The sequence below is a fragment of the Phenylobacterium sp. Root700 genome (genome assembly GCF_001429025.1).
Classification (GTDB): Bacteria; Pseudomonadota; Alphaproteobacteria; order Caulobacterales; family Caulobacteraceae; genus Phenylobacterium.
Map to the genome: position 1 here is coordinate 102,771 of NZ_LMHT01000009.1, position 23,953 is coordinate 126,723.

The following is a 23,953-nucleotide window of genomic DNA, read 5'->3' on the forward strand; positions in this document are numbered from 1 at the left end:
TGGCGATCTCCTACGGCCGCAGGCTGTTCACCAGCTCGCGGGCGTAGGGGGCGAGCTGGCCTAAGTCGCGCACGCAGATGGTCAGGTCGCGCCGCGCCCAGTCGTCGGTCAGCTGAACGATGCCCAGCGACATGGTGCGCGCCGCGCGCCGGGCGGTGGTTTCCGGCACCACCCCGACCCCGACCCCGCACTCCACCAGCCGACAGACCGCGTCGAAGCTGCGGAGTTGGACGCGCAGGCGCAGGGGGCGACCCTCGCGCGCCGCCTTGGTCGAGAGGAAGCGTTGCAGCGAGCTGGCACGGTCCAGGCCGACCAGATCGAAGCCGAGCACGTCTGCGAAGGTCATCGAGCTGCGCTGGGCCAGCGGATGGACCGCGCTGCTGACCACCACGAAGCGGTCGGAGCGGAACGGGAAGGTTTCCAGGCTGCCCATGTCGACGGTGCCGGCGACGATCCCGACATCCCCGACCCCTTCGGCGACCAGCCCGACGATCTCGTCGGAGAGGCGCTCCTCCAGATTGACGCTCACATGGGGGTGGCCGGCCAGGAACGCGCTGAGCGCCTCGGGCAGGAATTCGGTCAGGGCGTTGGTGTTGGCCAGCAGCCGCACCTCGCCCGACAGGCCGCCGGCATAGGCGCCCAGGTCCTCGCGCAGCCGTGCGGTCTGCGAAAGGATCGTGCGGGCGTGCTTGAGCAGGGTGCGGCCGGCCGGGGTCAGGGTGACGCCCTGGCGCGAGCGTTCCAGCAAGGGCGCGCCCAAGGCGTCCTCCATATTGCGGATGCGGGTCGAGGCCGCCGCCAGGGCCAGGGCGCTGCGTTCGGCGCCGCGCGTGATGGAACCGGCGTCCGCCACCTCGCAGAACAGCCTCAGATCGATCAGGTCGAACCGCATCCTTCGTCTCCCGCGAAGGATGCTTACGGGAAAGACGCATTGCATCAAAAGAAAAATGCGGGAAACTTCGGCGTTGGCGAAGGCTTGGCGACGTCTGTTCGCCACGCCGCGCCGCCTTCGTTGACACTTAAGGGCTGCGGCTTAAAAGCGGAGCCGCTTCTTCCAGTTCGGAACGCTCATGACAGACGCCCCCCGCGAACGCCCGCTCTCGCCACATACGACGATCTGGCGGTGGCACTTGACCATGGCCACCTCGATCCTGCACCGCGCCTCGGGTTGCGCGCTCTATGGCGGGGGTCTGATCCTGGCGATCTGGGCGATGACGCTCGCCGCCGGGCCTGAGGCCTACGGGATGTTCAAGGCGGTCATGGGCTCGCCGCTCGGCAAGGTCGTCATGTTCGGCATGACCCTGGCGACCTTCTATCACCTGGCCAAGGGTATCCAGCACCTGATCTGGGACGCCGGTCACGGCTACAATCTGAAGACGGCGACCATGGGGGCGATCGCCACCATCGCCTTCGCCATCGCCGCCACCCTCGCGGTCTGGATTATCGCCGGCATGACGGGAGCGCTCTGATGGCCAGCTATCGCACACCTCTGGGCCGCGCTCGCGGCCTCGGCGCCGCCAAGCATGGCGTGGGCGCCTGGATCGCCGAGCGGGTCACCGCCGTGGCGCTGGTTCCGCTGGTCATCTGGGCTGTGTTCGCCGGCCTGCGCCTGGCGGCCACCGACTATTACGGCGCGGTGGAGTGGCTGACCTCCTCAGCGCTCAACCCGGTGCTGATGGGCCTCTTCGTGGTTGTCGGCTTCATGCATATGCACGCCGGCCTGCGGGTGGTGATCGAGGACTATATCGAAAAGCACCTGACCCGCGCCGGGCTGCTGCTGCTCAATCTCTTCGTCTGCTCGCTCGTCGGGGCGCTGGCGGTGTTCTCCATTCTGAAGGTCGCGCTGGGAGGCGCTTACTAATCCCATGGCGAACTATCAGTTCATCGATCACAAGTTCGACGTCGTCGTGGTCGGGGCCGGCGGCTCGGGCCTCCGCGCCGCGCTCGGCTGCGCCCAGGCCGGTCTGAAGACCGCCTGCATCTCCAAGGTCTTCCCGACCCGCTCGCACACCGTCGCGGCCCAGGGCGGCATCTCCGCCTCGCTCGGCAACATGGGCGAGGACGACTGGCGTTGGCACATGTACGACACCGTCAAGGGCTCGGACTGGCTGGGCGACCAGGACGCCATCGAGTACCTGTGCCGCAACGCGCCGGCCGCGGTCTATGAGCTGGAACACTGGGGCGTGCCGTTCTCGCGCACCTCGGAAGGCAAGATCTACCAGCGCGCCTTTGGCGGCATGACCAAGAACTTCGGCGAGGCCCCGATCCAGCGCACCTGCGCGGCGGCCGACCGCACCGGCCACGCCATGCTTCATACGATGTATGGCCAGAGCCTGGCGCACGACACCGAGTTCTTCATCGAGTACTTCGCCCTCGACCTGATCATGGACGAAGGCGTCTGCCGCGGCGTGACCGCGTGGAAGCTCGACGACGGCACCCTGCACCGCTTCCAGGCCCAGCAGGTCATCCTGGCGACCGGCGGCTACGGCCGCGCCTACTTCTCGGCCACCAGCGCCCACACCTGCACCGGTGACGGCGGCGGCATGGCGCTGCGCGCCGGCCTGCCCCTGCAGGACATGGAATTCGTCCAGTTCCACCCGACCGGCATCTATGGCGCGGGCTGCCTCATCACCGAGGGCGCGCGCGGCGAGGGCGGCTATCTGACCAACTCCGAGGGCGAGCGCTTCATGGAGCGCTATGCGCCGTCCGTGAAGGACCTGGCTCCGCGCGACATGGTCAGCCGGGCCATGACCATCGAAATCCGCGAAGGCCGCGGCGTGGGTCCGAAGAAGGACCACATCTTCCTGCACCTCGATCACCTGGATCCGAAGATGCTAGCCGAACGCCTGCCGGGCATTTCGGAAAGCGCCAAGGTCTTCGCCGGCGTCGATGTGACCAAGGAGCCGATCCCGGTCCTGCCGACCGTGCACTACAACATGGGCGGCATCCCGACGAACTTCTACTCCGAGGTCGTGACCCGTCTGGGCGACGATCCGGACAAGGTGGTTCCGGGCCTGATGGCCGTGGGTGAAGCGGCCTGCGTCTCGGTGCACGGCGCCAACCGCCTGGGCTCCAACTCGCTGATCGACCTCGTGGTGTTCGGCCGCTCGGCCGCCCTGCGCTGCGCCGACACCATCAAGGCCGGCGCGACCCAGCCGGAGCTGAAGCCGGCCATGACCGATGGTCACCTGGCCCGCTTCGACAAGTTCCGTAACGCCTCGGGCGGCACCACCACCGCCACCCTGCGCCTCGAAATGCAGAAGGCGATGCAGGAGGACGCCGCCGTCTTCCGCACCAGCGAGAGCCTGGCCTCCGGCGTCGAGCGGCTCGCCGCCGTCCACGCCAAGCGCCCGGACCTCAAGGTCTCCGACCGCGGCATGATCTGGAACACCGACCTCCTGGAGACCCTGGAGTTCGACAACCTGGTCGGCCAGGCGATCACCACGGTGGCCGGCGCCCACAACCGCACCGAAAGCCGCGGGGCCCACGCCCACGAGGACTTCCCGGACCGCAACGACGAAACCTGGATGAAGCACACCCTGACCTGGTTCGACGACAAGACCGGCAAGGTCGCGATCGATTACCGGCCGGTGCACAGCTACACCCTGACCAACGACATCGCTTACATCCCGCCCAAGGCGCGGGTGTACTAGGACCGGTGATGGCTTCCTTGATTTCCTCGTTTAACGCGTCCTCGCTTAAGGAAAGCGTCTGATGGTCCAGCTCGTTCTGCCCAAGAATTCCCGCGTCCAGAAGGGCAAGCACCACGCCGCGCCCGCCGGGGCCAAGAAGGTGAAGACCTTCAAGATCTATCGCTACGATCCCGAGGGGACCGAGAACCCGCGCTGGGACACCTATGACGTCGACGTCGAGGCCTGCGGTCCGATGGTCCTGGACGTTCTGATTCACATCAAGAACGACATCGACCCGACGCTGTCCTTCCGCCGCTCGTGCCGCGAGGGGGTCTGCGGATCCTGCGCCATGAACATCGGCGGCCGCAACACGCTGGCCTGCACCCATGGCCACGAAGAAGTGCCCGGCAAGGACTGCCAGATCAGCCCGCTGCCGCACATGCCGGTGATCAAGGACCTGATCCCGGACATGAGCATGTTCTACGCTCAGTACGCCTCGATCGAGCCCTGGCTGCACACCACGACGCCGGAACCGCAGACCGAGTGGCGCCAGAGCCCGGAAGACCGGGAAAAGCTGGACGGCCTCTATGAGTGCATCCTGTGCGCCTGCTGCTCGACCTCGTGCCCCAGCTACTGGTGGAACGGCGACAAGTACCTGGGCCCGGCGGCTCTGCTGCACGCCTATCGCTGGCTGATCGACAGCCGCGACGAGGCCACCGGCGATCGCCTGGACGAGCTGGAGGACCCCTTCAAGCTCTATCGCTGCCACACGATCATGAACTGTGCGCAGGTCTGTCCCAAGGGCCTGAATCCGGCCAAGGCCATCGGCGAGATCAAGAAGATGCTGGTGGACCGCGTCGTCTGATCGCGGTCTGCTGGTCTACGATCTAATCCGAACGGCGTTTGGAAAGTTGACGGCGCCGTCACTTTTCTGCATGGGGCTTCTATGAGCCAATCGGACGCGCATATTGTGATCCTCGGGGCAGGCCACGCCGGCGGCACGGCTGCGGCCTTGCTTCGCCAGTATGGCCACACCGGACTCATCACCCTGGTGGGCGAGGAGCCGATCCCGCCCTATCAGCGGCCGCCGCTGTCCAAGGCCTGGCTGAAGGGTGAGGCCGACGCCGATTCCCTGGCGCTGAAGCCGCTGGAGTTCTACGCCGACCACAACATCGACTTCCGGCCCAATACCCGCGCCGAGAAGCTGGCCCGCTCGGACAAGAGCGTCTCGCTCTCCAACGGCGAGACCCTCAGCTACGACATCCTGATCATCGCCACCGGCATGCGGCCGATCCGGCTGCCGATCGAAGGCGCGGATCTGCCCGGCGTACTCACCCTGCGCTCGGCCGCCGACGCCGAGGCGATCAAGGCGGCGCTCGGTCCTGGCAAGCGGCTGGTGATCGTCGGCGGCGGCTATATCGGCCTGGAGGTCGCGGCCTCGGCTCGCGCGCTCGGCGCCGAGGCGGTGGTGCTGGAACGCGAGGCGCGCATCCTGGCCCGCAGCGCCTGCGAGCCGCTCTCCAACTTCTTCCGTGACTATCACATCTCCCGCGGCGTCGAGTTCGTGCTGGGCGCCAGCGTCAGCGGCTTCATCGGCGAGGGCGGCAAGGTCAGCGGCGTGCGTCTGGCCGACGGCCGGATCGTCGCCTGCGACGTCGTGCTGCTGGGCGTCGGCGCAACCCCCAATGACGAGATCGCCCGCGACGCCGGCCTGGAATGCGCCCGCGGCGTGGTGGTCAATCTGGAAGCCCGCACGGCCGATCCCAGCGTCTTCGCGATCGGCGACGTCACTCACCGGCCGATGCCGCACTACGACCGGATGTTCGGCCCCGAGAGCGTGCCCAGCGCCTTGGAACAGGCCAAGCAGGCGGCCTCGGCCATCACTGGCCGCGCGGCGCCGACTCCCGAGGTGCCCTGGAACTGGTCGGATCAATACGATCTGAAGCTCCAGATCGCCGGCCTGCCGTTCGACGCCGACCGCGTGTTGCTGCGCGGCGACCCGGCCAGCGCCAAGTTCGCAGTCTTTCACCTGAAGGGCGATCAGGTCCAAGCCGTGGAGGCGATCAACTCGCCCCCGGAGTTCATGATGGGCAAACAGCTCATCGCCAACCGCAAGCCGGTCAATCTCGAGCGGCTTGCCGACACGTCCGTATCCATGAAAGAGGTCGCTGCATAACAAGCGGCGAAGGGGAGTAAATGGCCAAGATCACCTACATCGAGCACGACGGCACCGAACACGTCATCGACGTGAAGAATGGCCTGACGGTGATGGAAGGCGCTGTGAAGAACAACGTCCCGGGCATCGACGCCGACTGCGGCGGAGCCTGCGCCTGCGCGACCTGCCACGTCTATGTGGACGCCGCCTGGCAGGACAAGACCGGTTCGACCTCGGCCATGGAAGACTCCATGCTCGACTTCGCCGAGAACGTTGAGCCGAACAGCCGCCTGTCCTGCCAGATCAAGGTCAGCGACGCGCTCGACGGCCTCGTCGTGCGGATGCCGGAAAGCCAGCACTAAGGCTTTCAAGGGCGACGCCTGGTTGGCGTCGCCGCCGCTTCGTCATCCTCCGGTCGTCTGCAAGACGATCCGGGGGACCCAAGCGGTCGTTGCTCTATCCCGAGATTCAGCTTGGGTCCCCCGGATCTCGCTGCGCGAGCCCGGAGGATGACGCGCGTTGTGGCTGCCTCGCGCTGTGGCGGGTGCTATAGCCGGGGCCCGCGACGCGTTGGCGCGTCGCCGCCCTTGGAATCGAGCCTTTCGCATGGCTCCGGGAGACCGCCAGCGTGACTGCAGAGCACCCCTCGCCTGATCTCTCCTTTGAGCAGGTGGACCCCGTCTATCGGGCCTTCATCGAGGACTATCTGCGGCTCCACGGCGTGGACCCCGTCAAGTTCTGCAAGCCGTTGCCCGGCCAGGACGAGATGTTCTTCAACGCCATCCTGCCGAACTACGAGTTCGACAGCTCGATCTCGGCGTTCAAGTTCGTCGAGTCGGCGATGCGGCTGGGTGAGGCCTATCGCCAGATCGCGGAGGGCGTGTTCGGCGGCTTCGACAAGCTAGGCACCGTGCTCGATTTCGCCTCGGGCTGGGGCCGGCTGACGCGCCTGCTGGAGCAGCGCCTGCGTCCCGACCAGATCTACGTCGCCGACATCTATCACCAGGCCATCGACTGGCAGGTCGCCACCTTCGGGGTCAACGGCGTGCACTCGGCCAAGGATCCGGCCGTATTCGATCATGCCGGCAAGCATGACATCGTGCTGGTCGGCTCGATGTTCTCCCACCTGCCGACCGAGCTGTTCCACCAGTGGCTGGAGCGGTTGTACCGCCTGGTCGGGCCGCGCGGCGTGCTGGCCTTCAGCGTCCACGACGAGGCGATCCTGCCGGCCGGCGAGGTCATGGACGCCTCGGGCCTGCACTATCTGCGCTTCAGCGAGAGCAGCTCGCTCGATCTCGACATCTACGGCATGTCCTATGTCACCGAGGCCTTTGTCGGCGCGGCCATCGCGCGGCTGGCGCCGGGCCTCAGCTGGCGGCGGTTCCCCAAGGGGCTCTATGAGAACCAGGACCTCTACGTGGTCGGCGCGCCGGGCGTGGACCTGTCGGGCCTGACGCTGGCGAGCTCGCCCATGGGCGGCTTCGAGAGCGTGGCGACCCTGTCGAACGGCGACCTGGAGTTCTCGGGCTGGGCCATCGAGCGCACGCCGGGGGCGACGATCTCGCAGGTCAGCGTCCACGTGGGCGGCGCTCCGGTGCTGTCAGTCGTTCCGGGGATCGAGCGGCCCGACGTGTTGAAACACTTCCCAGGCTCGGCCAATGCGCCGGTCGGCTGGTCGTTCCGGCTATCCCGGGATCAGGCGCAGGCGGGCGCCACCGTGCGGGCGCATCTGCAGAGCAGTTCTGGGCTGACGGGCTATTGCTACGCCCGAGCCCCGGAGCCCGCGACCTTCACCTATTCGGGATGGTCGCGCCGAGCGCTCCGGTGAGGTTGGCCTAGGCGGCGATGGCGGCGCCGCGCAGCGATTCAAGCTGCGCGATCAGGGTTTCCATGGCGCTGGACGGCAGGATGTCGTCCTGGTCGTAGGCGCCGGTTTCGATGATGGTCGCCAGACGGTCGCGGGCGCGGCTGACGCGGCTCTTGATCGTACCGATGGCGCAGCCGCAGATCTCCGAGACCTCCTCGTAGGACAGTCCGCCGGCCCCGATCAGGATCAGCGCCTCGCGTTGGTCCTCGGGCAACATGGCCAGGCCGCGGCGCACCTCGTCCAGCTCCAGGCTGGCCATCGGGTTGGAGGCGGCGACCAGGGTCCGTTCGGCGACCTCCGGGTCGAGCTGGGTCGAGCGCCACGAGCGGCGCTTGTCCGAATAGAACTGGTTGCGCAGGATCATGAAGGTCCAGGCCTTCATGTTGGTGCCGGGCTGGTAGCTGGTGCGGTTGTTCCAGGCCTTCAGAAGAGCGTCCTGGGCCAGGTCGTCGGCGGCGACCGCGTCACGGCAGAGCGAGCGCGCAAAGGCGCGCATCTGCGGGATCAGCCCGGTCAGTTCGGTTTTGAAAATGTCGTCCGCGCTTGCCTGGTTAGACATCGGTCACCTTCATTCAAGCCGGGGTGTTGCGCACCCCTCAGGGTACTAAACGCTCCCGCGGCCGAAAGGCTCCGCTTGGATGGTTAAAAGCTAAGCTCCGGGTGTCCCGCCGCGCCCTGGGCCGCTTCCGGCAGGTGGCAGGTGAAGGTCGCGCCGGCCCCAGGCTCGCTTTCCAGGGCCACCCAGCCGCCATGCAGCTCCACCAGCGCCTTGACCAGGGCCAGGCCCAGGCCCGGCCCGCCGCGCTCGCGGCCGATGAAGCGATCGAAGATGTGCGCCTGGACGTGGAACGGGATGCCGCGGCCGGTGTCGGTCACCTGCAGCTGGATCTCGCCCAGGGCCCGGCGGGCGGCGATGGTGACCAGGCCGCCGGCCGGCGTCTGGCGCACGGCGTTCTCGGTCAGGTGGTCCAGGGTCTGGGTCAAGCGTTTGATGTCGCCGCGGATCAGGCCGATGTCGTCGGGATGCTCGACCTTGATGGTCACGCCGGCGGCTTCGGCGTCCTTGGCCCAGCGCTCGGCCGATTGGGTCAGCAGCTCGGCGACGTGAACGTCCTCGAGGTCCAGCGCCATCTCGTCGGCGTCGATCTGGGCCATGTCGAGCACGTCGTCGATCGAGCGGGCGAGCTGGGTCGCCGCCGTGCGCACCGCCGCGGCGTGGCCGCGACCGCGTTCGGACAGGTTCTCGCCGGAGCGTTCCAGCAGTTCCGAATAGCCGATGATGGTGGTGAGCGGGGTGCGCAGTTCGTAGGAGACGTTGCCCACGAAGTCGCGTTTCAGGCGCTCGGCCTCGGCCAGGGCGGCCGAGCGGTCGGCCAGGGCCCGCTCCAGCTTGCGCGCGTCGGTGACGTCGCCGAACGCGATCAGGGTCGCGCCGTCGGGCAGGGGCCGCGACTGATAGACCACGATCCGGGAGTCGGAGGTCTTCACCTCGCCGGAGATCGGGGCGCGGGCCTGCGGATCAGGATCGGCGACGCGGCCCTTCAGCTCGCGCCAGAAGCCCATATCGTGCAGACGCGGTACGCAGAGATCGACCACGCCTTCGAAATCGTGGGCCTGTTCCAGCTGGGCGTCGGTGATGTTCCAGAACCGCTCGAAGGCCTCGTTGTGCAGGCGCAGGCGGCCATCGGAGCCGAACACCGCGACGGCGTCGTTCAGCTTGTCGAGCGTGGCCTGCTGCACCTGGATCTGGGCGTTGTACTGGGCCTTGAGGCGCAGCTCGCCGGTGATGTCGGAGAACAGCAGCACCACCCCGCCCATCGGGTGGGGCTGGCGGCCGACCTTCAGGGTCCGGCCTTCCGGCAGGCTCCAGAGGTCGTCGGGGCCCGAGGCGGTGTCTTCGTAGCGGTCGAGTTCGGCCGCCTTCCACTTGGCGTAGTCGACGGTCTCCGGCAGCCGCCGGCGCTGGCGCAGGCGGTCGAGGATCTCGCCATGTGTCGGGCGCTCGGCCAACCAGGCCGGTTCCAGGCTCCACAACTCGGCGAAGGCGGTGTTGTGGAAGATCAGCCGCTTGCCCTCGCCGAAGATGGCGACCGCGTCGGCAATGTGGTTGAGGGTCTCGTCGTGGGCCTCGACGTGGCGCTTCAGCGCCTCGCGCAGCTCCTCGGTCTCGGTGAGGTCCTCGGTCCAGACCCCGACCCCGCCGCCTTCCAGCGGTTGGGCGATCACCTGGAAGGCGCGGCGACGGCCGCCGAAGGTGGTCCAGCGCAGGGTCTCGCGTCTCAGGCCCAGATTGGCCGCTTCGCTGGCCAGGCTGTCGGCGTTCTTGTCGAAGGACGCGCCCAGGGCGGCGGCCTCGTCCAGGGTCGCGACCCCGGCGGCCGTCAGCCAGGCGGCGTTGACCCAGACCGGGCTGCCGTCGGCCGCGGCGATCCAGGCTGGCGAGCGGCGGGCGTCCAGGAAGGCGGCGAAACGCGGCGCGGTCGGCAGTCCGACCTCCTCGCCCATCACCGCCGAGAGCCGCAGCCAGGCGAGCGCGCCGGCTGCTCGGCCTTCCACGGCGACCAGTCCGCCGGCGCCCTGCACGTCGAAGGCGCAGGCCTCGCCGCGTTCGAACAGCGCCCGCAGGCGTCTGGCATGGTCCGGGTCGGCGCGCATCAGCGCCGAGACCACGGCCTGCGGATCGGTGTGAGACAGGCCCAGGGCTTCGGCGCACAGCGCCAGGCTCTCTTCGCCCGAGGCCAGCATGGCGTGACCGTCCTGGACCGAGAGCAGGGCGGAATCAAAGGCTTCGGCCGAGGCTTGCGAGGCTTCCGCCCCGACTTCCAGCTCGGCGATCCGGGCGTTCAGGACATCCATGCGCGCGTCGTTGCGCCGCCGTTGGTCCACCAGCCAAGCCATGGCGCACAGCGCCAGCAGCACCGCGCCGGCGGCGGCTCCCAGGATCAGTTGTTGCTCGCTCATCCGCGCTCCATCGCCGCCGTTCCTTGCAGGCGGCGAATCATCTCAATGACCATAGTTTGGTCCGCGCATTTCGGCGATGATCCCCCCATGACCGCGATCCTCTATCCCGTGGCCGCGGAGGCCACCCTCGCGCTGTCGGCGCCGCGTGGCCGCGCGGCCCGTGAACGCCAAGCGCTGGAGATCGCAGGCGAGGCTGTCGCCTTTGTGACCGAGCCGCTCGGACCGGCCTATGCGACGCGCGACGCCGCCCTCGACGCCTATCCCGGCCAGATCGAGGATGATCGCCCCGGCCGCACGGTGTCGCTGCCCAGCGAGGATCGTATCCTGCGGCTGGTCGAACAGGTGGCGCCGCGGGCGGGCCGCCTTCGCGCGCCGCCGCCGGTCGCGCCCACCTTCACGGACGGCCACCGCTGGCCGACGCCCGGCGAGCGCCCGGCCACCGTCTGGCGGGTGATGATTTCCTATTGGCGGATCGGCGCGGCGCCGGTGCTGAAGGTCGGCGGCCCGCAGGCCCGTCACGCCCGCAAGCGCGGCCGCGATCCCGTCGATTCCGACACCCTGCGCGCCTACACCCGCCAACCGTTGCTGCCGGTGAAGCCCCAGCAACCGCTCGACATTGGGCTTTTCGAGCGGCGGCTGCCGGAGTCTCCCCATATAGTCGTGCCTGATGAGTGACCCCTACGCCGGACGCGCCCCGTCCCTCGACGACCTCGCCGCCTTGGCCGAGGCCGCCTTCGCCGCCCTTCCGGAGGGCTTCCGCGCCATGGCCGGGGAGGTGGTGTTCCGCGTCGACGACTTCGCGGCGGGTGACGTGCTTGACGATCTCGGCATCGAGGACGCCTTCGAGCTGACCGGCCTCTATCAGGGCGTGAACCTCGCCGACCGCTCGGTCTTCGATCCCACCCCGGGGCCTTCGCGGGTGTTCCTCTATCGCCGCCCGATCCTGGACGAGTGGGCCGAGCGCGGCGACGTCACCCTGGCCGAACTGGTCAGCCACGTATTGGTCCACGAGATCGGCCACCATTTTGGCCTGTCGGACCCTGACATCGACTCGATCGAGGCCGCCGCGGACTAGGGGCTTACCTAGCGTCGCAGGGCGGCGGCTGGCCCTCGATCAGCCCGCGCAGCAGCGGCGCGAGGAGCTTTTGCAGCGCCTGCGGATCGACCTGCGTCAGCGCCGACAGGCCGATCATCTGCCGCATGACCTGGACCCCGGCGACCACGGCCAGCACCAGGGCCGCGCGTTCGGCCGCCATGTCGCCCTGCAGGGCGCTGGCCATCACGCCCTGATGATGGCGTTCGATCTGGTCGCGGGCGATCTCGGCGGCCCTGGCGCTGGACGCCGAGTGGAACATGATCATGAAGCCGTCCAGCGGGGCCGCGCCCGGCGTGGTCAGCTCGACCAGGGCGCTGGCCATGCTGTCGCTGAGGCTGGCGGCCTCCAGGTTCTGGCTGGTCAGGATCACCGGCTGCGCCATTGTGTCGACGACCACCTCGGCGAACAGCTGCTCCTTCGATCCGAAATAGCGATTGATCAGCATGGCGGTGACGCCCGCGCCCTTGGCGATCTCGCGCACGCCCACCCCGTCATAGCCTGAGCGCGCGAAGGCGGCGCGCGCCGAGCGCAGGATCGCCAGTCGGGTGGCGGCGGCGTTTCGGGTTCGTGCGGGGGGCTTGATCGTCACGTCATGCTCACAATTCTTCACTTGTAGACTTGCGGTGATGGGTTATGTATACATGTGTAGATATTGGGCGGCAATATGCGAGCGCCGAGCTGGGCGCGGGAGGTATTCCATGGTCGAGACTGTGCTTGTGACCGGCGGGACGGGATTTGTCGGCGGCTGGTGCATCCGCGAGCTGCTGGAGCGCGGCTACGCCGTGCGCACCACGCTACGCAGCCTTTCGAAAGAGCCCGCCCTTCGCGCCGCGGTCGGGGCTGAAGGCCCAGCCGGCGAGCGGCTGGCGGTCTTCATCGCCGACCTGACCAGCGATGAGGGGTGGGGCGCGGCGATGGCCGGATGCGACTATGTCCTGCACGTCGCCTCGCCGCTGGGCGGGGGCGTCGACGACGAGGCCCTGATCGGGCCGGCGCGGGACGGGACCTTGCGGGTGCTGCGCGCGGCGGTCGCAGCCGGCGTCAAGCGGGTGGTGATGACCTCGGCCGCCGCCACCGCCAGGCCGCCCCGCGACTCCGGCAAGGACAGCGACGAAAGCGTCTGGGCCGATCCCGCCGATCCGCAGTTCGACGGTTACCGGCGCTCCAAGATCCTGGCCGAACGCGCGGCCTGGGACTTCATGGCGAGCGCTGGGGGCGTCACGACCCTGACCACGGTCTTGCCCAGCGCGGTCTTCGGGCCGGTGCTGTCGAAGGAGAACCTGGGCTCGGTCCGGATCATCCAGGGGATCATGCAGGGACGTCCCGCCCGCCTGCCGCGCCTGGGCTTCTGGGTAGTTGATGTCCGCGACCTGGCCGACATCCATATCCGCGCCATGACCTCGCCCGACGCCGCTGGGCAGCGGTTCATCGCGGCGGGCGACTACATGTGGATGGACGACATGGCCAAGGCGTTGCGAAGCGCGCTCGGTCCAGCGGCGGCCAAGGTTCCGACCCGCCGGATGCCGGACTTCGCCTTCAGGCTGGCCTCGCGGTTCACCCCGCAGCTGCGGTTCTTCACGCCCGAGCTCGGCCGCAAGATGGGCCTCAGTTCAGAGAAGGCGCGGCGCGTCCTCGGCTTTTCGCCGCGCCCGGCGACGACCACGGTGGTCGAGTGCGCCCAGAGCCTGCCTGGGGCCGAATAGGGGTTTGGGCGACGTGCGGTGCATGGCGCTGCACCTCGGTGCATCAGGCGGGCGGCTACAAGGCCGCGCAGAACGGCGGTCGCCCAATGCGCCGCCCACCCAGCCTGAAAGAAAGCTCCTCCCCATGAACAAGACCCTCTTCGTCCTCGCCAGCGTCGCCGTCATCGCCTCGGCCACCTCCGCCGCCGCCGGCGGTTCGACCAAGGGGACCGGTGGTCTCAACGGCGTCGCCCAGACCGGCCTCACGGCCGAGCGGGCCGGCGGATCCACCAAGGGTACGGGCGGCGTGAACGGCGTCTCGCAGGCGGGCCTCGCCACCGTCGGTCAGATCGACGCCTGTGCGTCCCGGAAGCCGTCCGTCTGCCCGTCGCGGACCAGCATGAAGGTGCTGTCGGTGGTGCTTCCGACCAAGGCCGACGCGGTCAGCCGCTAAGTCCAGGCGCGGCGTTCCAACGGGGCGCCGCGTTTTCCGCAAAGCCGGACCGCAAGCCATGCTCCAGCGTCTCGCCTTCGCCGTCTGCATCGCCCTGGCGTTCGGGGTTCCGCCGGCCTTCGCGGCGATGCGGGTGCGTGAAACCAGGTTCGAGCTGACAACGCCGGAGGGACTGCGTCTGGGGTCGCAAGAGCTTGTCGGGGCGGTGATGGAGATCGGCGATTTCGACGGGACGGTCTTCACCGCCAGGTTGGACGGTGTCGAACCAGCCGCCGAGGACCCAACCATCCTGTTGCATCGCTTCGGCGTTCGCGACCGTGACGGCGATTGGAAGCCGATGTGCCAGGCCGACGGCTATGGCCGGCGCGCCGGCTTTCCGGTCTCCGGGCGCTGGGACGCGCAGGGCCGCTATGTGAAGGACGAGGGGAGTTGGTTCCTGGCCTGCACCTCCGGCTCGCAGGGCAAGTGCATCCTCTGGGGCTACAGTCCGTTCCGCCGCTCCGAAAGCGGTGCTGACCTCGCGCCGTTCTACCAGGCCTGCCAGCACATGGTGCGGGCCGACTATGAGGGCCAGGGCGCAGCCCACACCCGCAACGGCACCAGGATCGAGATGGGCGACGTCGCCGGGGTGATCACCGGCGCCTCCGACGGCGATCCCGCCTGGCGGTTCGAGGCGGGTTGGGGCCCTGACGGCGCAGTCTGTGTCGCCCGCACCCGTTGGGAGAACCTACTGCCGACCAAGGTGCTGCTGGAGTCGCGACCAGAGCTCGCCGCCTCGCCTTGCGACGAGGCCGAGGCCCGGCGGCGCGGGGCGCTGCTGCTTAACCGTTCGAAGCCGCCAAGTTGACGCCTGTCCAAAGATGACGCCCCCGTCATTTTTCTTGACTGATCATTGTTCTGTTGAAAGGGTGACGGCCACGAGGAAGCAGCGGGTGCACAACCGCGCCCTGTCGAGGAGGACGACCCATGGCCGCCGACGGCAACATCACCAAAGACATCATCTATGAGGCCGTGGCGCCGGACGACTTCGAGTCCATGCTTGACCTCGACCGCTACAACAACCGCTCGACCGCCTTCGACAAGATCATCTCGGCCACCCACGACCATTTCTGGGATCCGCTCGACAAGAAGTACATCGACTTCGACGAGCCCTTCGACATGGAAAACGAGATGCTCCTCCCCGAGGAGATGATCATCTCGCTGTCGACCGACTATGTGTCGAACCACCTCAGCGACTGGAAGACCCGCGTCCGTTTCGCCAATCAGTCGGCGCTGCGTTCGTTCTCTTCGATCCTGCATGGCGAACAGGGCGCGCTGAACCTGTCGGCCAGCCTGTGCCATGTGCTGCTGGACCAGGGCGCGCAGGAATACGCCGCCAACCAGACCCGTGAAGAAGCCCGGCACGTCACCGCCTTCGCCAAGTACATCAAGGCCCGTTGGGGCCGGCCGGTGGAATGTGGCCCGACGCTCAAGGCCCTGCTGATCGACATCATCGGCAGCCCTGAGGTCTACAAGAAGATCATCGGCATGCAGATGCTGGTGGAAGGCCTGGCCATGGGCGCCTTCGCCACCTTCTTCAACAACATCCGCGATCCGCTCGGCAAGAAGCTGATGCAGCTGGTGATGACCGACGAGGCCTTCCACCACAAGTTCGGGAAGATCTGGGCCGACCGGACCATCCCCAAGCTGTCGGAGGCCGAGCACGAAATCATCGAGACCTGGGCGGCTCACTGCTTCCAGACCCTGCTGTTCAACCTGGTGGCCCCCACCCAGCAGCGCGACCTCTATGAGGAATTCGGCCTCGACCCGGACCGGGTGATCGCCGAGATGGCGGCGAACATGAACGACGAAACCCGCCGCGAGAACATGAAGGAGCAGTCCAACATCTTCCGCGTGCTGGTGAAGACCCTGCTCAACGCCGGCATCATCACCGACCGGACCCGGGCCTTCTACGCCACCTATGTGGACATGGAGGAGCTGAAGGCCGAAGGCGACAAGATGATCGGCGACGACATCGCCGAGGAGGGCATCAAGTACCTCCAGGAAATCAACTTCAAGGACCGCATCGGCCAGGCGATCTCGATCGCCGCCGAGTAGGACCACCGCTCATCCCGGTGAAAGCCGGGACCCAGGCGGCGCTTCAGCTTGCTGGAGCGCCGCTTTTCGTTTGGCGGCTCCGCTTCGGCCCGGGCTTTCGCCGGCGCGAGCGGGTGAGTTATCGCCGTTCATTACAAATTTGACGGGGTCGTCATTTTTCTTTGACCCCCTGGCGTAACGGTGTTGGAGTTTCGCAAAGCTCGGAACATCGGAGACCTGCCATGTCTGCTGACGGCAACATCACCAAGGACCTGATCTACGACGCGGTGGCGCCGGACGACTTTGAGTCCATGCTGGACCTCGACCGCTACAACAACCGCTCGACCGCCTTCGATAAGATCATCTCGGCGACCCACGACCATTTCTGGGATCCGCTGGACCCGAAGTATATCGACTACTCGGCCCCTTGGGACATGGCGACCCAGCCGCTGGTCGGCGAGGAGTTGGTCGCGGCCCTGCAGACCGACTACGTCAAGGACAAGCTCAACACCCCCGAGCTGCGCGCTCAGTTCGTGAACAAGTCGCTGCTCTATTCCTTCTCCTCGATCCTGCACGGCGAGCAGGGGGCGTTGAACCTCTCGGCCAGCCTCTGCCACGTGCTGCTGGACCAGGGCGCGCAGGAATACGCCGCCAACCAGACCCGCGAGGAAGCCCGTCACGTCACGGCCTTCGCCAAGTACATCAAGGCCCGCTGGGGCCGGCCGATCGAATGCTCCAAGGTCCTGCAGGACCTGCTGGTCGACATCATCGCCAGCCCGGAGGTCTATAAGAAGATCATCGGCATGCAGATGCTGGTCGAGGGGCTGGCCATGGGCGCCTTCGCCACCTTCTATCAGAAGCTCAACGACCCGCTGGGGCGTCAACTGATGCAGCTGGTGATGACCGACGAGGCCTTCCACCACAAGTTCGGGAAAATCTGGGCTGACCGGACCATTCCCAAGCTCTCGGAGGCCGAGCACCAGATTGTCGAGGACTGGGCCGCCCACTGCTTCCAGGCGGTGCTGTTCAACCTGGTCTCGCCCTCGGAACAGGTCGCCCTCTACGCCGAGTTCGATCTCGATCCGGCCAGGGTCCTGGAGGAGATCCAGCTGATCGCCACCGACGAGGCCCGCCGCCAGGACATGAAGGAGGCGAGCAACATCTTCCGGGTGTTGATCAAGACCCTGCTCAACGCCGGCATCATCACCGACCGCACCCGCGCCTTCTACGGCATGTATGTCGACATGGAGGAGCTGAAGGCCGAAGGCGACAAGATGGTCGGCGACGACATCGCCGAGGAGGGGATCAAGTACCTCCAGAAGATCAACTTCAAGGACCGCGTCGCGGCCAATGTCTCGATCGCGGCCGAGTAGGCTGCATCAAACCCGCTCATTCCGGCTTTCGCCGGGATGAGCGGAGTGATCGGGCCGCCATCCAAACAAAGTTCGAATACTGACGCTGGTGTCAATTTCTTTGACGAGAACCCGGTTCGGCGCGATCCTTCCACATATTCAAGCGCCTGCTGACGATGGGCGGCCGATATTTCGCGGAGGATTCCCGATGGCTGACGGCAACATCACCAAGCACGTCATGTATGGCGCGGTGGCGCCGGACGACTTTGAGTCCATGCTCGATCTCGACCGCTACAACGCGCGCTCGACCGCCTTCGACAAGATCATCTCGGCCACTCACGACCACTTCTGGGATCCGCTCGACAAGAAGTACATCGACTTCGACGAGCCGTTCGACATCGAGAATGTCGCGATGATCCCGGAGGAGCTGAGCCCGGTCCTGAAGCTGCCCTATGTGGCCCAGACCCTGACCGACCCGAGGCAGCGCATCGCCTTCATCAACCACATGCAGCTGTGGAACTTCTCTTCGATCCTGCATGGCGAGCAGGGCGCGTTGAACCTCTCGGCCTCGCTCTGCCACGTCCTGCTGGACCAGGGCGCGCAGGAATACGCCGCCAACCAGACCCGCGAGGAGGCGCGCCACGTCACCGCCTTCGCCAAGTACATCAAGGCCCGCTGGGGCCGACCCGTGGAGTGCGGCGCGGCGCTGAAGGCGTTGCTGGTCGAGATCATCGAGGCGCCGGAGGTCTATAAAAAGATCATCGGCATGCAGATGCTGGTCGAGGGGCTGGCCATGGGCGCCTTCGCCAACGGCTACAAGCACAACCGCGACCCGCTGGCCAAGAAGCTGTTCCAGCTGGTGATGACCGACGAGGCCTTCCACCACAAGTTCGGGAAGATCTGGGCCGATCGCACGGTGCCGGAGATGAGCCAGGCCGAGCGCGACATCATGGAGGACTGGGCCGCCCACTGCGCCCAGTCGCTGCTGTTCAACCAGGGCTCGCCCACCCAGCAGCAGGCGATCTATTCGCGGTTCGGTCTCGATCCGGAGCGGGTGGTCGCCGACATCATGGAGCGGCGGAAGTCACGCGATCCGAACCGCAAGATGCGCGGCGAGACCAATATCTTCCGGGTGCTCATCAAGACCCTGCTGAACGCGGGCCTGATCACCGAGCGGACGCGGGGCTTCTACGCCATCTATGTCGACATGGATGAGCTGGCGGCGGAGGGCGAGCGGATGGTCGGCGACGACATCGCCGAGGACGGGATCCGCTATCTGCAGGAGATAAATTTCAAGGACCGATCGTCGCGGCAGGTTTCGATCGCCGCCGAATAGCCCCATTTTATTCCGATCCCGTTCATGTGCCCACGGGTAGCTCCCGTGGGCATCTTCAATTCTGGCGACAGCAACCTTCGTTTCGACCATGCGCACACTGGCCACCGCTATTCTCGCCGCCGCCGCCGTTCTCACGGCGGCTCCCGCTATGGCGGCGCCGACCGCGCCGACCCAGCGGATCGAGCTCAGCAAGATGATGGGCCGCTGGTACGAGGTGGCGCGCCTGCCCAACAAGATCCAGACCGGCTGCCAAGGCGGGACCTCCGACTGGCAGAAGACCGGCGAGGGCTATGCGGTGATCCAGGCCTGTCACAAGGGCTCGCTCGCCGCGCCGGTGACGGAATGGAAGGCGCGAGCCAAGGTCCTGGACGGCTCGACCAACGCCAAGCTGCAGATGACCTTCTTCAACGGCCTGGTCCGCCAGGAATACTGGGTGCTGGAGCACCGCCCCGACCAGGGCTGGCTGATCCTGGGCACCCCCGGCGGGCGCTCGATGTGGCTGATGTCCCAGCGTCCGACCTTGTCGGCCGCGGTGAAGGCCCAGGCCATCGCCCGTGTGAAGCAACTCGGCTACGACGTCAGCCGCCTGGAATTCCCACAACCGGCCAGGAACTGAGGCCAGGGCCTGCGGTTTCGGCCTCTTGCCTCCTGAACGAAACCGGAACATGGTTTCGGCATGGACGTCACCATCGTCACGGTCAGCCGACCGGAAATCACCACCAACGTCACGCGCGGCGCGGCCCGGCTGCTGACGGACCTTGGCTATGCGCCGTTGGCCGAGGTGACCCTGCCCAATGGACGGCGCGCCGACCTGATGGCGCTGGGGCGCAAGGGCGAAATCGCCATCGTCGAGGTGAAGTCCAGCCTGGAAGACTTCCGCGTGGATCGGAAGTGGCATGAATACCTGCCCTATTGCGACAGCTTCGCCTTCGCCGTGGCCCCGGAATTCCCGCGTGAGATCTTGCCCGACGAGCCCGGCCTGATGATCTGCGACGGGTTCGGCGGGGCGGTGCTGCGCGATCCGCCGCTGACGCCCCTGGCGCCGGCGCGGCGCAAGGCCCTGACCATCGCGTTTGGACGCATGGCGGCGATGCGTGCGGCCGGTGTCCTGGTGACGCAACTGGAGGGGTAGAACCCTACCCAACTTGGTTCGTCATCCTCGGGCTTGTCCCGGGGATCCATACGCACGGAACCTCGCAGGAAAGTCCCGCACGCGGAGTCTATGGGTGGCCGGCGCAAGCGGCCGGCCATGACGAACCGGGGAGTTACCGCGGCGCCCGCTTGGCCAGGATCCGTTGCAGGGTCCGGCGGTGCATGTTCAGGCGCCGGGCGGTCTCCGAGACGTTGTGGCCGCAGAGCTCATAGACCCGCTGGATGTGTTCCCACCGCACGCGGTCGGCGCTCATCGGGTTTTCCGGCGGGGCCGGGACCTCGTCCTTGCGGGCGAGCAGGGCGCGGGCGACGTCGTCGGCGTCGGCGGGTTTGGAAAGATAGTCGATGGCGCCGGACTTCACCGCGGCGACCGCCGTGGCGATGTTCCCGTAGCCGGTCAGCATGATCACCTTGGCGTCGGGCCGGGCCTCGCGGACGGCTTCCACCACCTTGAGGCCGGTGCCGTCCTCCAGCCGCATGTCGAGCACGGCGTAGGCGGGAGGGTGGGCTTTCACGGCGGCCAGGGCTTCGCCGACGCTGCCGACCAGCGTGGGTTCGAACCCACGTTGCTCCAGGGCTCTGCCGAGCCGGGTGCGCAACGGGGCGTCGTCATCTAGGACAAGCAAGCTTTTGTCCGGCAGGGCGGCGATATCGGCGGAGAGATCGGTCATTCGCAATCTCCGATAGGGGCGTTTCGCAGTAACGCCTCCTGCGGCATCATGTCGCTGCTTGCGGCCGATCCGCAAGTGTCTTCACGCGTGCCCGTTCGCATCCTTCACTTCGATGCGCTTGCGCGGCCAGCGGGCCGCGACGACGGCGCCGCGCGGCCTCCCGTTCTGGAAAGTCACAACAGCCCCGGTCCGTTCCAGCAGAGTCTTGGCGATAAAGAAGCCCAGACCCATGCCGACATGGCCGGTTCGCCCGCCTGCGACGCCCGCGCGGCTGGTCACATAGGGCTCGCCCAGCTTGGCCAGCACCTCCGGCGCGAAGCCAGGGCCGTCGTCGCGAACCTCGATCCCGACGCTTTCGGTGTCGAACCTGACGGTGACCAGCACCTCGGAGGCGGCGAAGTCGACGGCGTTCTCGATGAACGAGGTCATGGCGTGCAGAACCTCCGGCATCCGCCAGATGTCGGGGGCGGCGACGCCCGGGGCGCCGGAGACGATGGCCTCGACCCGCACGCCCTTCACCTCGGCGTGGGGTTCGATCACCTCGTGGACCAGTTGCAGCAGGCTCATCCGCTCGTGGATCTCGTCGGAGGCCGCGGCCGGGGCGTCGGTCAGCCGGCGCAGGATCTCGCGGCAGCGCTCCGACTGGGCGATCAGCAGGTCGGCGTCCTCCTTGACGCTGGCGGTCGGGGCCTCGCGCGCCAGCTCCTTGGCGACGATGGAGATGGTGGCCAGCGGCGTGCCCAGTTCATGGGCGGCGGCGGCGGCCAGCGCGCCCAGGGCCGACAGCCGTTGCTCGCGCGCCAACACCGCCTGGGTCACGTCCAGCGCCAGCGCCATGCGGGAGGATTCCTCGGCCGCCTGCCGCACCGTGCCGGTGATGACGATGATGCCGGCGATGTTGGCGACCGCGCAGCCGATCATGAAGGTCAATGGCGGGGCGAAGCCCATCGCTCCCATGGCCGGCAGCGGCAGGTGAACGAAGGCCAGCAGGATCGAGACGGCGATTGACGCCGCCGCCAGTACGGTCACCGACCGGGCCGTCAGGGTGGCGGCCGCCAGGGTCACCGGCGCCAGTAGCATCAGGATGAACGGATTGGCGGTGCCGCCGGTCAGGAACAGCAGCACCGAGATCTGGCCAAGGTCGAACCCCAGCTGTGCCACCGCCTCCCAGCCGCTGATCAGCCGCTGGCCCGGCGAGGCGACGCCGGTCAGCAGATTGACCCAGGCCGAGGCCCCGATCACCGCGAAACACAGGGCGTAGGGCGCGTCGAAGCCCAGGATCAGGCCGGCGGCCAGGAACACCAGCGCCTCGCCGGCGATGATCATCCACCGTAAGGTCACCAGGGTGCGCAGCCGCAGCCGCCCGCTGCGTTCGCTCACGCCGTCCCAGCCGGCGACACCCCAATCGGCGACGCCTTGCATGCGCTCGGGGCTTTGCCTATCGAGACCGGGCGACGGTTTCGCCGGCGACGGGTTCCTCAGGGAGGCCATCATCCGGCGAGCATCGCGCCTAACGCCGCGCCTGACGAGCCCAAAGGTTGTTTTCCCATGCCCCGCCACGTTCCGATCCTGATCGCAGCCTGCGTGGTGGGCCTGATTTTCCTGGGCGCGGTGGCCTGGAAGACCGGCGTCTTCGACCGGCCGCCGCAGGCCGCGGTCGGCGGGCCCTTCCAACTGATCGACCAGAACGGGAAGCCGACCGACGAGAGCATCCTCAAGGGCAAGTGGACGGTGGTGTTCTTCGGCTTCACCTACTGCCCTGACGTCTGCCCGACGACGATGCAGGCCCTGGGCGCGGCCCAGCAGCAGCTGGGTCCCAAGGCCGACCAGATGCAGGTGGTCTTCATGTCACTGGACCCGGCGCGCGACACCCCCGCGCAGCTGAAGACCTATCTCGGCTCCGACATCTTCCCGAAAGGGACCATTGGCCTGACGGGTACGCCCGAGCAGGTGGACGCCGCCGCCAAGGCCTACCGGGTCTATTACAAGAAGAACGGCGAGGGGGCCGACTACCTAGTCGATCACTCGACCGCCGCCTATCTGATGGACCCCAAGGGACGGTTCGACCGGGTGATTCCGTACGGGATCTCGCCCGAGGAGATCGCGCGGCAGATTTCCGACGCGATGCGCTAGGCGCCCGATCGGCGGGCGGCGCGTCGAACCGCCGCGGCGAAACAGCTTAGCTCTGGACTCTCTTAATATCCGACGTGCTATGTTGCGCCGCAGCAAAGAGGACTCTCGGATGCTCTACTCGCTCTACGAGGCCAGCTACTACGCTTCCACCCCGCTGCGGTTCGCCGCGCGGGCGACCCGCGATTTCTGGTCATCGCCGCTGAACGCCGCCAAGGACACCGATCTTGGGCGCCGCCTGTTCGCCAACGCCGATCTGTTCGCCAATTTGACGCGCCGCTACGGGCGCCCGGCCTGGAACATCGATTCCGTCGAGATCGACGGTCAACCGGTCCGGGTGCGCCAGACCGAGGTCTGGTCGAGCCCGTGGGTCAAGCTCACCCACTTCACCCGCGACATGTCCGACATGCGCCGGGCCGGCCGCCGTGAGCTGGAGCCCGCCGTGCTGATCGTGGCCCCGTTGTCGGGCCACTACGCCACCCTGCTGCGCGGCACGGTCGAAGCCTTCCTGCAGGACCATGAGGTGTTCATCACCGACTGGTCCAACGCCCGCGACGTGCCCCTGATGCAGGGCCGCTTCGACTTCCACGACTTCGTCGATCATGTCCGCGAGATGCTGCGCCAGCTGGGTCCGCGCCCGCATGTGGTCGCCGTCTGCCAGCCAGGCCCGGCCGTGCTGGCCGCCGCCTCGCTGATGGCCGAGGACGGCGAGGAGTCGCGCCCCGGCACCATGACCATCATGGGCTCGCCGATCGATGCGCGCCTGTCGCCGACCGTCACCAACAAGCTGGCCGAGGAAAAACCCTTCGCCTGGTTCAAGTCGACCATGATCGACTCGGTGCCCGCGCCCTATCCGGGCATGGGCCGGCGGGTCTATCCGGGCTTCGTGCAGCTCTATTCGTTCATGTCGATGAACGCTGAGAAGCACCAGGACGCTCACAAGCAGTACCTGGAAGACCTGATGAAGGGCGACGGCGACGCCGCCGAAAAGCACCTGGAATTCTACGACGAGTACCTGTCGGTCCTCGACCTGCCTGAAGAATTCTACCTTCAGACCATCGACTACGTGTTCCAGCAGTATCTGTTGCCCAAGGGCGAGCTGGTCCATCGCGGCCGGCCGATCCAGCCGGGCTCGATCCGCGACATCGGCCTGCTGACCGTCGAGGGCGAGAACGACGACATCTCGGGCATCGGCCAGACCCAGGCGGCGCACACGCTCTGCACCGGGCTCTCGGACGACTTCAAGGAAGACTACGTGCAGCCGCATGTCGGCCACTACGGGGTCTTCAACGGCCGCCGTTTCCGCGAGGAGATCTATCCCCGCGTGCGGGCCTTCATCCGTCGCCAGGAAGCAGGCCTCGAAAAGGACCGCGACGCAGCCTAAATTGG

25 protein-coding genes are annotated in these 23,953 nt (G+C 67.2%); 19 read left to right on the forward strand and 6 right to left on the reverse strand.

Annotation, left to right across the window (positions count from 1 at the left end):
* Positions 1-10 precede the first annotated feature (10 nt).
* Positions 11-892: a LysR substrate-binding domain-containing protein gene (locus ASE02_RS04450; protein WP_056731549.1), complete on the reverse strand. Its 882-nt coding sequence runs from the start codon at positions 890-892 to the stop codon at positions 11-13.
* A 178-nt stretch (positions 893-1,070) separates the two neighbouring features.
* Here ASE02_RS04450 and sdhC point away from each other — a divergent pair, with 178 nt between their 5' ends.
* From sdhC to ASE02_RS04485, 7 genes are all read left to right on the forward strand, one after another.
* Positions 1,071-1,469, forward strand: a complete 399-nt coding sequence (gene sdhC, locus ASE02_RS04455; protein WP_056731551.1) for a succinate dehydrogenase, cytochrome b556 subunit — start codon at positions 1,071-1,073, stop codon at positions 1,467-1,469.
* Entirely contained in the window at positions 1,469-1,861 is a 393-nt protein-coding gene (gene sdhD, locus ASE02_RS04460) for a succinate dehydrogenase, hydrophobic membrane anchor protein (RefSeq protein ID WP_056731553.1), read from the forward strand. Before sdhC ends, sdhD begins: the two co-directional genes overlap by 1 nt.
* Before the next feature lie 4 nt (positions 1,862-1,865).
* On the forward strand, positions 1,866-3,653 hold the full coding sequence (sdhA, locus tag ASE02_RS04465; protein WP_056731555.1) for a succinate dehydrogenase flavoprotein subunit: 1,788 nt from the start codon (positions 1,866-1,868) through the stop codon (positions 3,651-3,653).
* A 61-nt stretch (positions 3,654-3,714) separates the two neighbouring features.
* Positions 3,715-4,497 carry a succinate dehydrogenase iron-sulfur subunit gene (locus ASE02_RS04470; protein WP_056731557.1) on the forward strand — a complete coding sequence of 261 codons (783 nt, stop codon included), beginning with the start codon at positions 3,715-3,717 and terminating at the stop codon, positions 4,495-4,497.
* 81 nt (positions 4,498-4,578) lie between these two features.
* Positions 4,579-5,808, forward strand: coding sequence for an NAD(P)/FAD-dependent oxidoreductase (locus ASE02_RS04475; protein WP_056731559.1), 1,230 nt, complete (start codon positions 4,579-4,581; stop codon positions 5,806-5,808).
* A gap of 20 nt (positions 5,809-5,828) precedes the next feature.
* A complete protein-coding gene (locus ASE02_RS04480) occupies positions 5,829-6,149 on the forward strand; it encodes a 2Fe-2S iron-sulfur cluster-binding protein (protein ID WP_056731560.1) in 321 nt (106 codons plus the stop codon).
* A 266-nt stretch (positions 6,150-6,415) separates the two neighbouring features.
* Entirely contained in the window at positions 6,416-7,615 is a 1,200-nt protein-coding gene (locus ASE02_RS04485) for a class I SAM-dependent methyltransferase (protein ID WP_156405906.1), read from the forward strand.
* 7 nt (positions 7,616-7,622) lie between these two features.
* On the opposite strand, the gene ASE02_RS04490 is transcribed toward ASE02_RS04485, so the two are convergent.
* Entirely contained in the window at positions 7,623-8,213 is a 591-nt protein-coding gene (locus tag ASE02_RS04490) for a sigma-70 family RNA polymerase sigma factor (RefSeq protein ID WP_056731565.1), read from the reverse strand.
* A gap of 83 nt (positions 8,214-8,296) precedes the next feature.
* Complete coding sequence (locus tag ASE02_RS04495) at positions 8,297-10,615, reverse strand: PAS domain-containing sensor histidine kinase (protein WP_056731567.1); 2,319 nt, start codon at positions 10,613-10,615, stop codon at positions 8,297-8,299.
* 87 nt (positions 10,616-10,702) lie between these two features.
* On the opposite strand from ASE02_RS04495, the gene ASE02_RS04500 reads away from it, so the two are divergent.
* Both ASE02_RS04500 and ASE02_RS04505 read left to right on the forward strand, forming a co-directional pair.
* The gene (locus tag ASE02_RS04500; protein WP_056731569.1) at positions 10,703-11,290 is read left to right on the forward strand and encodes a hypothetical protein; all 588 of its coding nucleotides are present in this window, start codon (positions 10,703-10,705) and stop codon (positions 11,288-11,290) included.
* A complete protein-coding gene (locus tag ASE02_RS04505) occupies positions 11,283-11,690 on the forward strand; it encodes a metallopeptidase family protein (RefSeq protein ID WP_056731571.1) in 408 nt (135 codons plus the stop codon). Before ASE02_RS04500 ends, ASE02_RS04505 begins: the two co-directional genes overlap by 8 nt.
* Before the next feature lie 4 nt (positions 11,691-11,694).
* Here the strand turns inward: ASE02_RS04505 and ASE02_RS04510 are convergent, their stop codons facing one another.
* Positions 11,695-12,300: a TetR/AcrR family transcriptional regulator gene (locus ASE02_RS04510; RefSeq protein ID WP_056731573.1), complete on the reverse strand. Its 606-nt coding sequence runs from the start codon at positions 12,298-12,300 to the stop codon at positions 11,695-11,697.
* 109 nt (positions 12,301-12,409) lie between these two features.
* Between ASE02_RS04510 and ASE02_RS04515 the strand changes: the two genes are divergently transcribed.
* From ASE02_RS04515 to mmcB, 8 genes are all read left to right on the forward strand, one after another.
* A complete protein-coding gene (locus ASE02_RS04515; RefSeq protein WP_056731576.1) occupies positions 12,410-13,414 on the forward strand; it encodes an NAD-dependent epimerase/dehydratase family protein in 1,005 nt (334 codons plus the stop codon).
* A 124-nt stretch (positions 13,415-13,538) separates the two neighbouring features.
* Complete coding sequence (locus tag ASE02_RS04520) at positions 13,539-13,847, forward strand: hypothetical protein (protein ID WP_056731579.1); 309 nt, start codon at positions 13,539-13,541, stop codon at positions 13,845-13,847.
* 58 nt (positions 13,848-13,905) lie between these two features.
* Positions 13,906-14,694, forward strand: a complete 789-nt coding sequence (locus ASE02_RS04525) for an ADYC domain-containing protein (protein ID WP_056731581.1) — start codon at positions 13,906-13,908, stop codon at positions 14,692-14,694.
* Positions 14,695-14,813: 119 nt separating this feature from the next.
* On the forward strand, positions 14,814-15,944 hold the full coding sequence (locus ASE02_RS04530; RefSeq protein ID WP_056731582.1) for a ferritin-like domain-containing protein: 1,131 nt from the start codon (positions 14,814-14,816) through the stop codon (positions 15,942-15,944).
* Positions 15,945-16,165: 221 nt separating this feature from the next.
* Complete coding sequence (locus ASE02_RS04535; RefSeq protein WP_056731584.1) at positions 16,166-17,296, forward strand: ferritin-like domain-containing protein; 1,131 nt, start codon at positions 16,166-16,168, stop codon at positions 17,294-17,296.
* A 187-nt stretch (positions 17,297-17,483) separates the two neighbouring features.
* Entirely contained in the window at positions 17,484-18,611 is a 1,128-nt protein-coding gene (locus tag ASE02_RS04540; protein WP_056731585.1) for a ferritin-like domain-containing protein, read from the forward strand.
* An 88-nt stretch (positions 18,612-18,699) separates the two neighbouring features.
* The gene (locus ASE02_RS04545; RefSeq protein WP_082601872.1) at positions 18,700-19,227 is read left to right on the forward strand and encodes a lipocalin family protein; all 528 of its coding nucleotides are present in this window, start codon (positions 18,700-18,702) and stop codon (positions 19,225-19,227) included.
* Between the two features lie 60 nt (positions 19,228-19,287).
* Positions 19,288-19,743 carry a DNA repair putative endonuclease MmcB gene (mmcB, locus tag ASE02_RS04550; protein ID WP_056731589.1) on the forward strand — a complete coding sequence of 152 codons (456 nt, stop codon included), beginning with the start codon at positions 19,288-19,290 and terminating at the stop codon, positions 19,741-19,743.
* 133 nt (positions 19,744-19,876) lie between these two features.
* Here the strand turns inward: mmcB and ASE02_RS04555 are convergent, their stop codons facing one another.
* Positions 19,877-20,434 carry an ActR/PrrA/RegA family redox response regulator transcription factor gene (locus tag ASE02_RS04555; RefSeq protein WP_056731591.1) on the reverse strand — a complete coding sequence of 186 codons (558 nt, stop codon included), beginning with the start codon at positions 20,432-20,434 and terminating at the stop codon, positions 19,877-19,879.
* Positions 20,435-20,515: 81 nt separating this feature from the next.
* Positions 20,516-21,856 carry an ActS/PrrB/RegB family redox-sensitive histidine kinase gene (locus ASE02_RS04560; protein WP_235536610.1) on the reverse strand — a complete coding sequence of 447 codons (1,341 nt, stop codon included), beginning with the start codon at positions 21,854-21,856 and terminating at the stop codon, positions 20,516-20,518.
* Positions 21,857-21,982: 126 nt separating this feature from the next.
* Here ASE02_RS04560 and ASE02_RS04565 point away from each other — a divergent pair, with 126 nt between their 5' ends.
* Together ASE02_RS04565 and ASE02_RS04570 are read left to right on the forward strand one after the other, a co-directional pair.
* Positions 21,983-22,567 carry an SCO family protein gene (locus ASE02_RS04565; protein WP_056731593.1) on the forward strand — a complete coding sequence of 195 codons (585 nt, stop codon included), beginning with the start codon at positions 21,983-21,985 and terminating at the stop codon, positions 22,565-22,567.
* A 109-nt stretch (positions 22,568-22,676) separates the two neighbouring features.
* Complete coding sequence (locus ASE02_RS04570; protein ID WP_056731595.1) at positions 22,677-23,948, forward strand: polyhydroxyalkanoate depolymerase; 1,272 nt, start codon at positions 22,677-22,679, stop codon at positions 23,946-23,948.
* Positions 23,949-23,953: the final 5 nt, after the last annotated feature.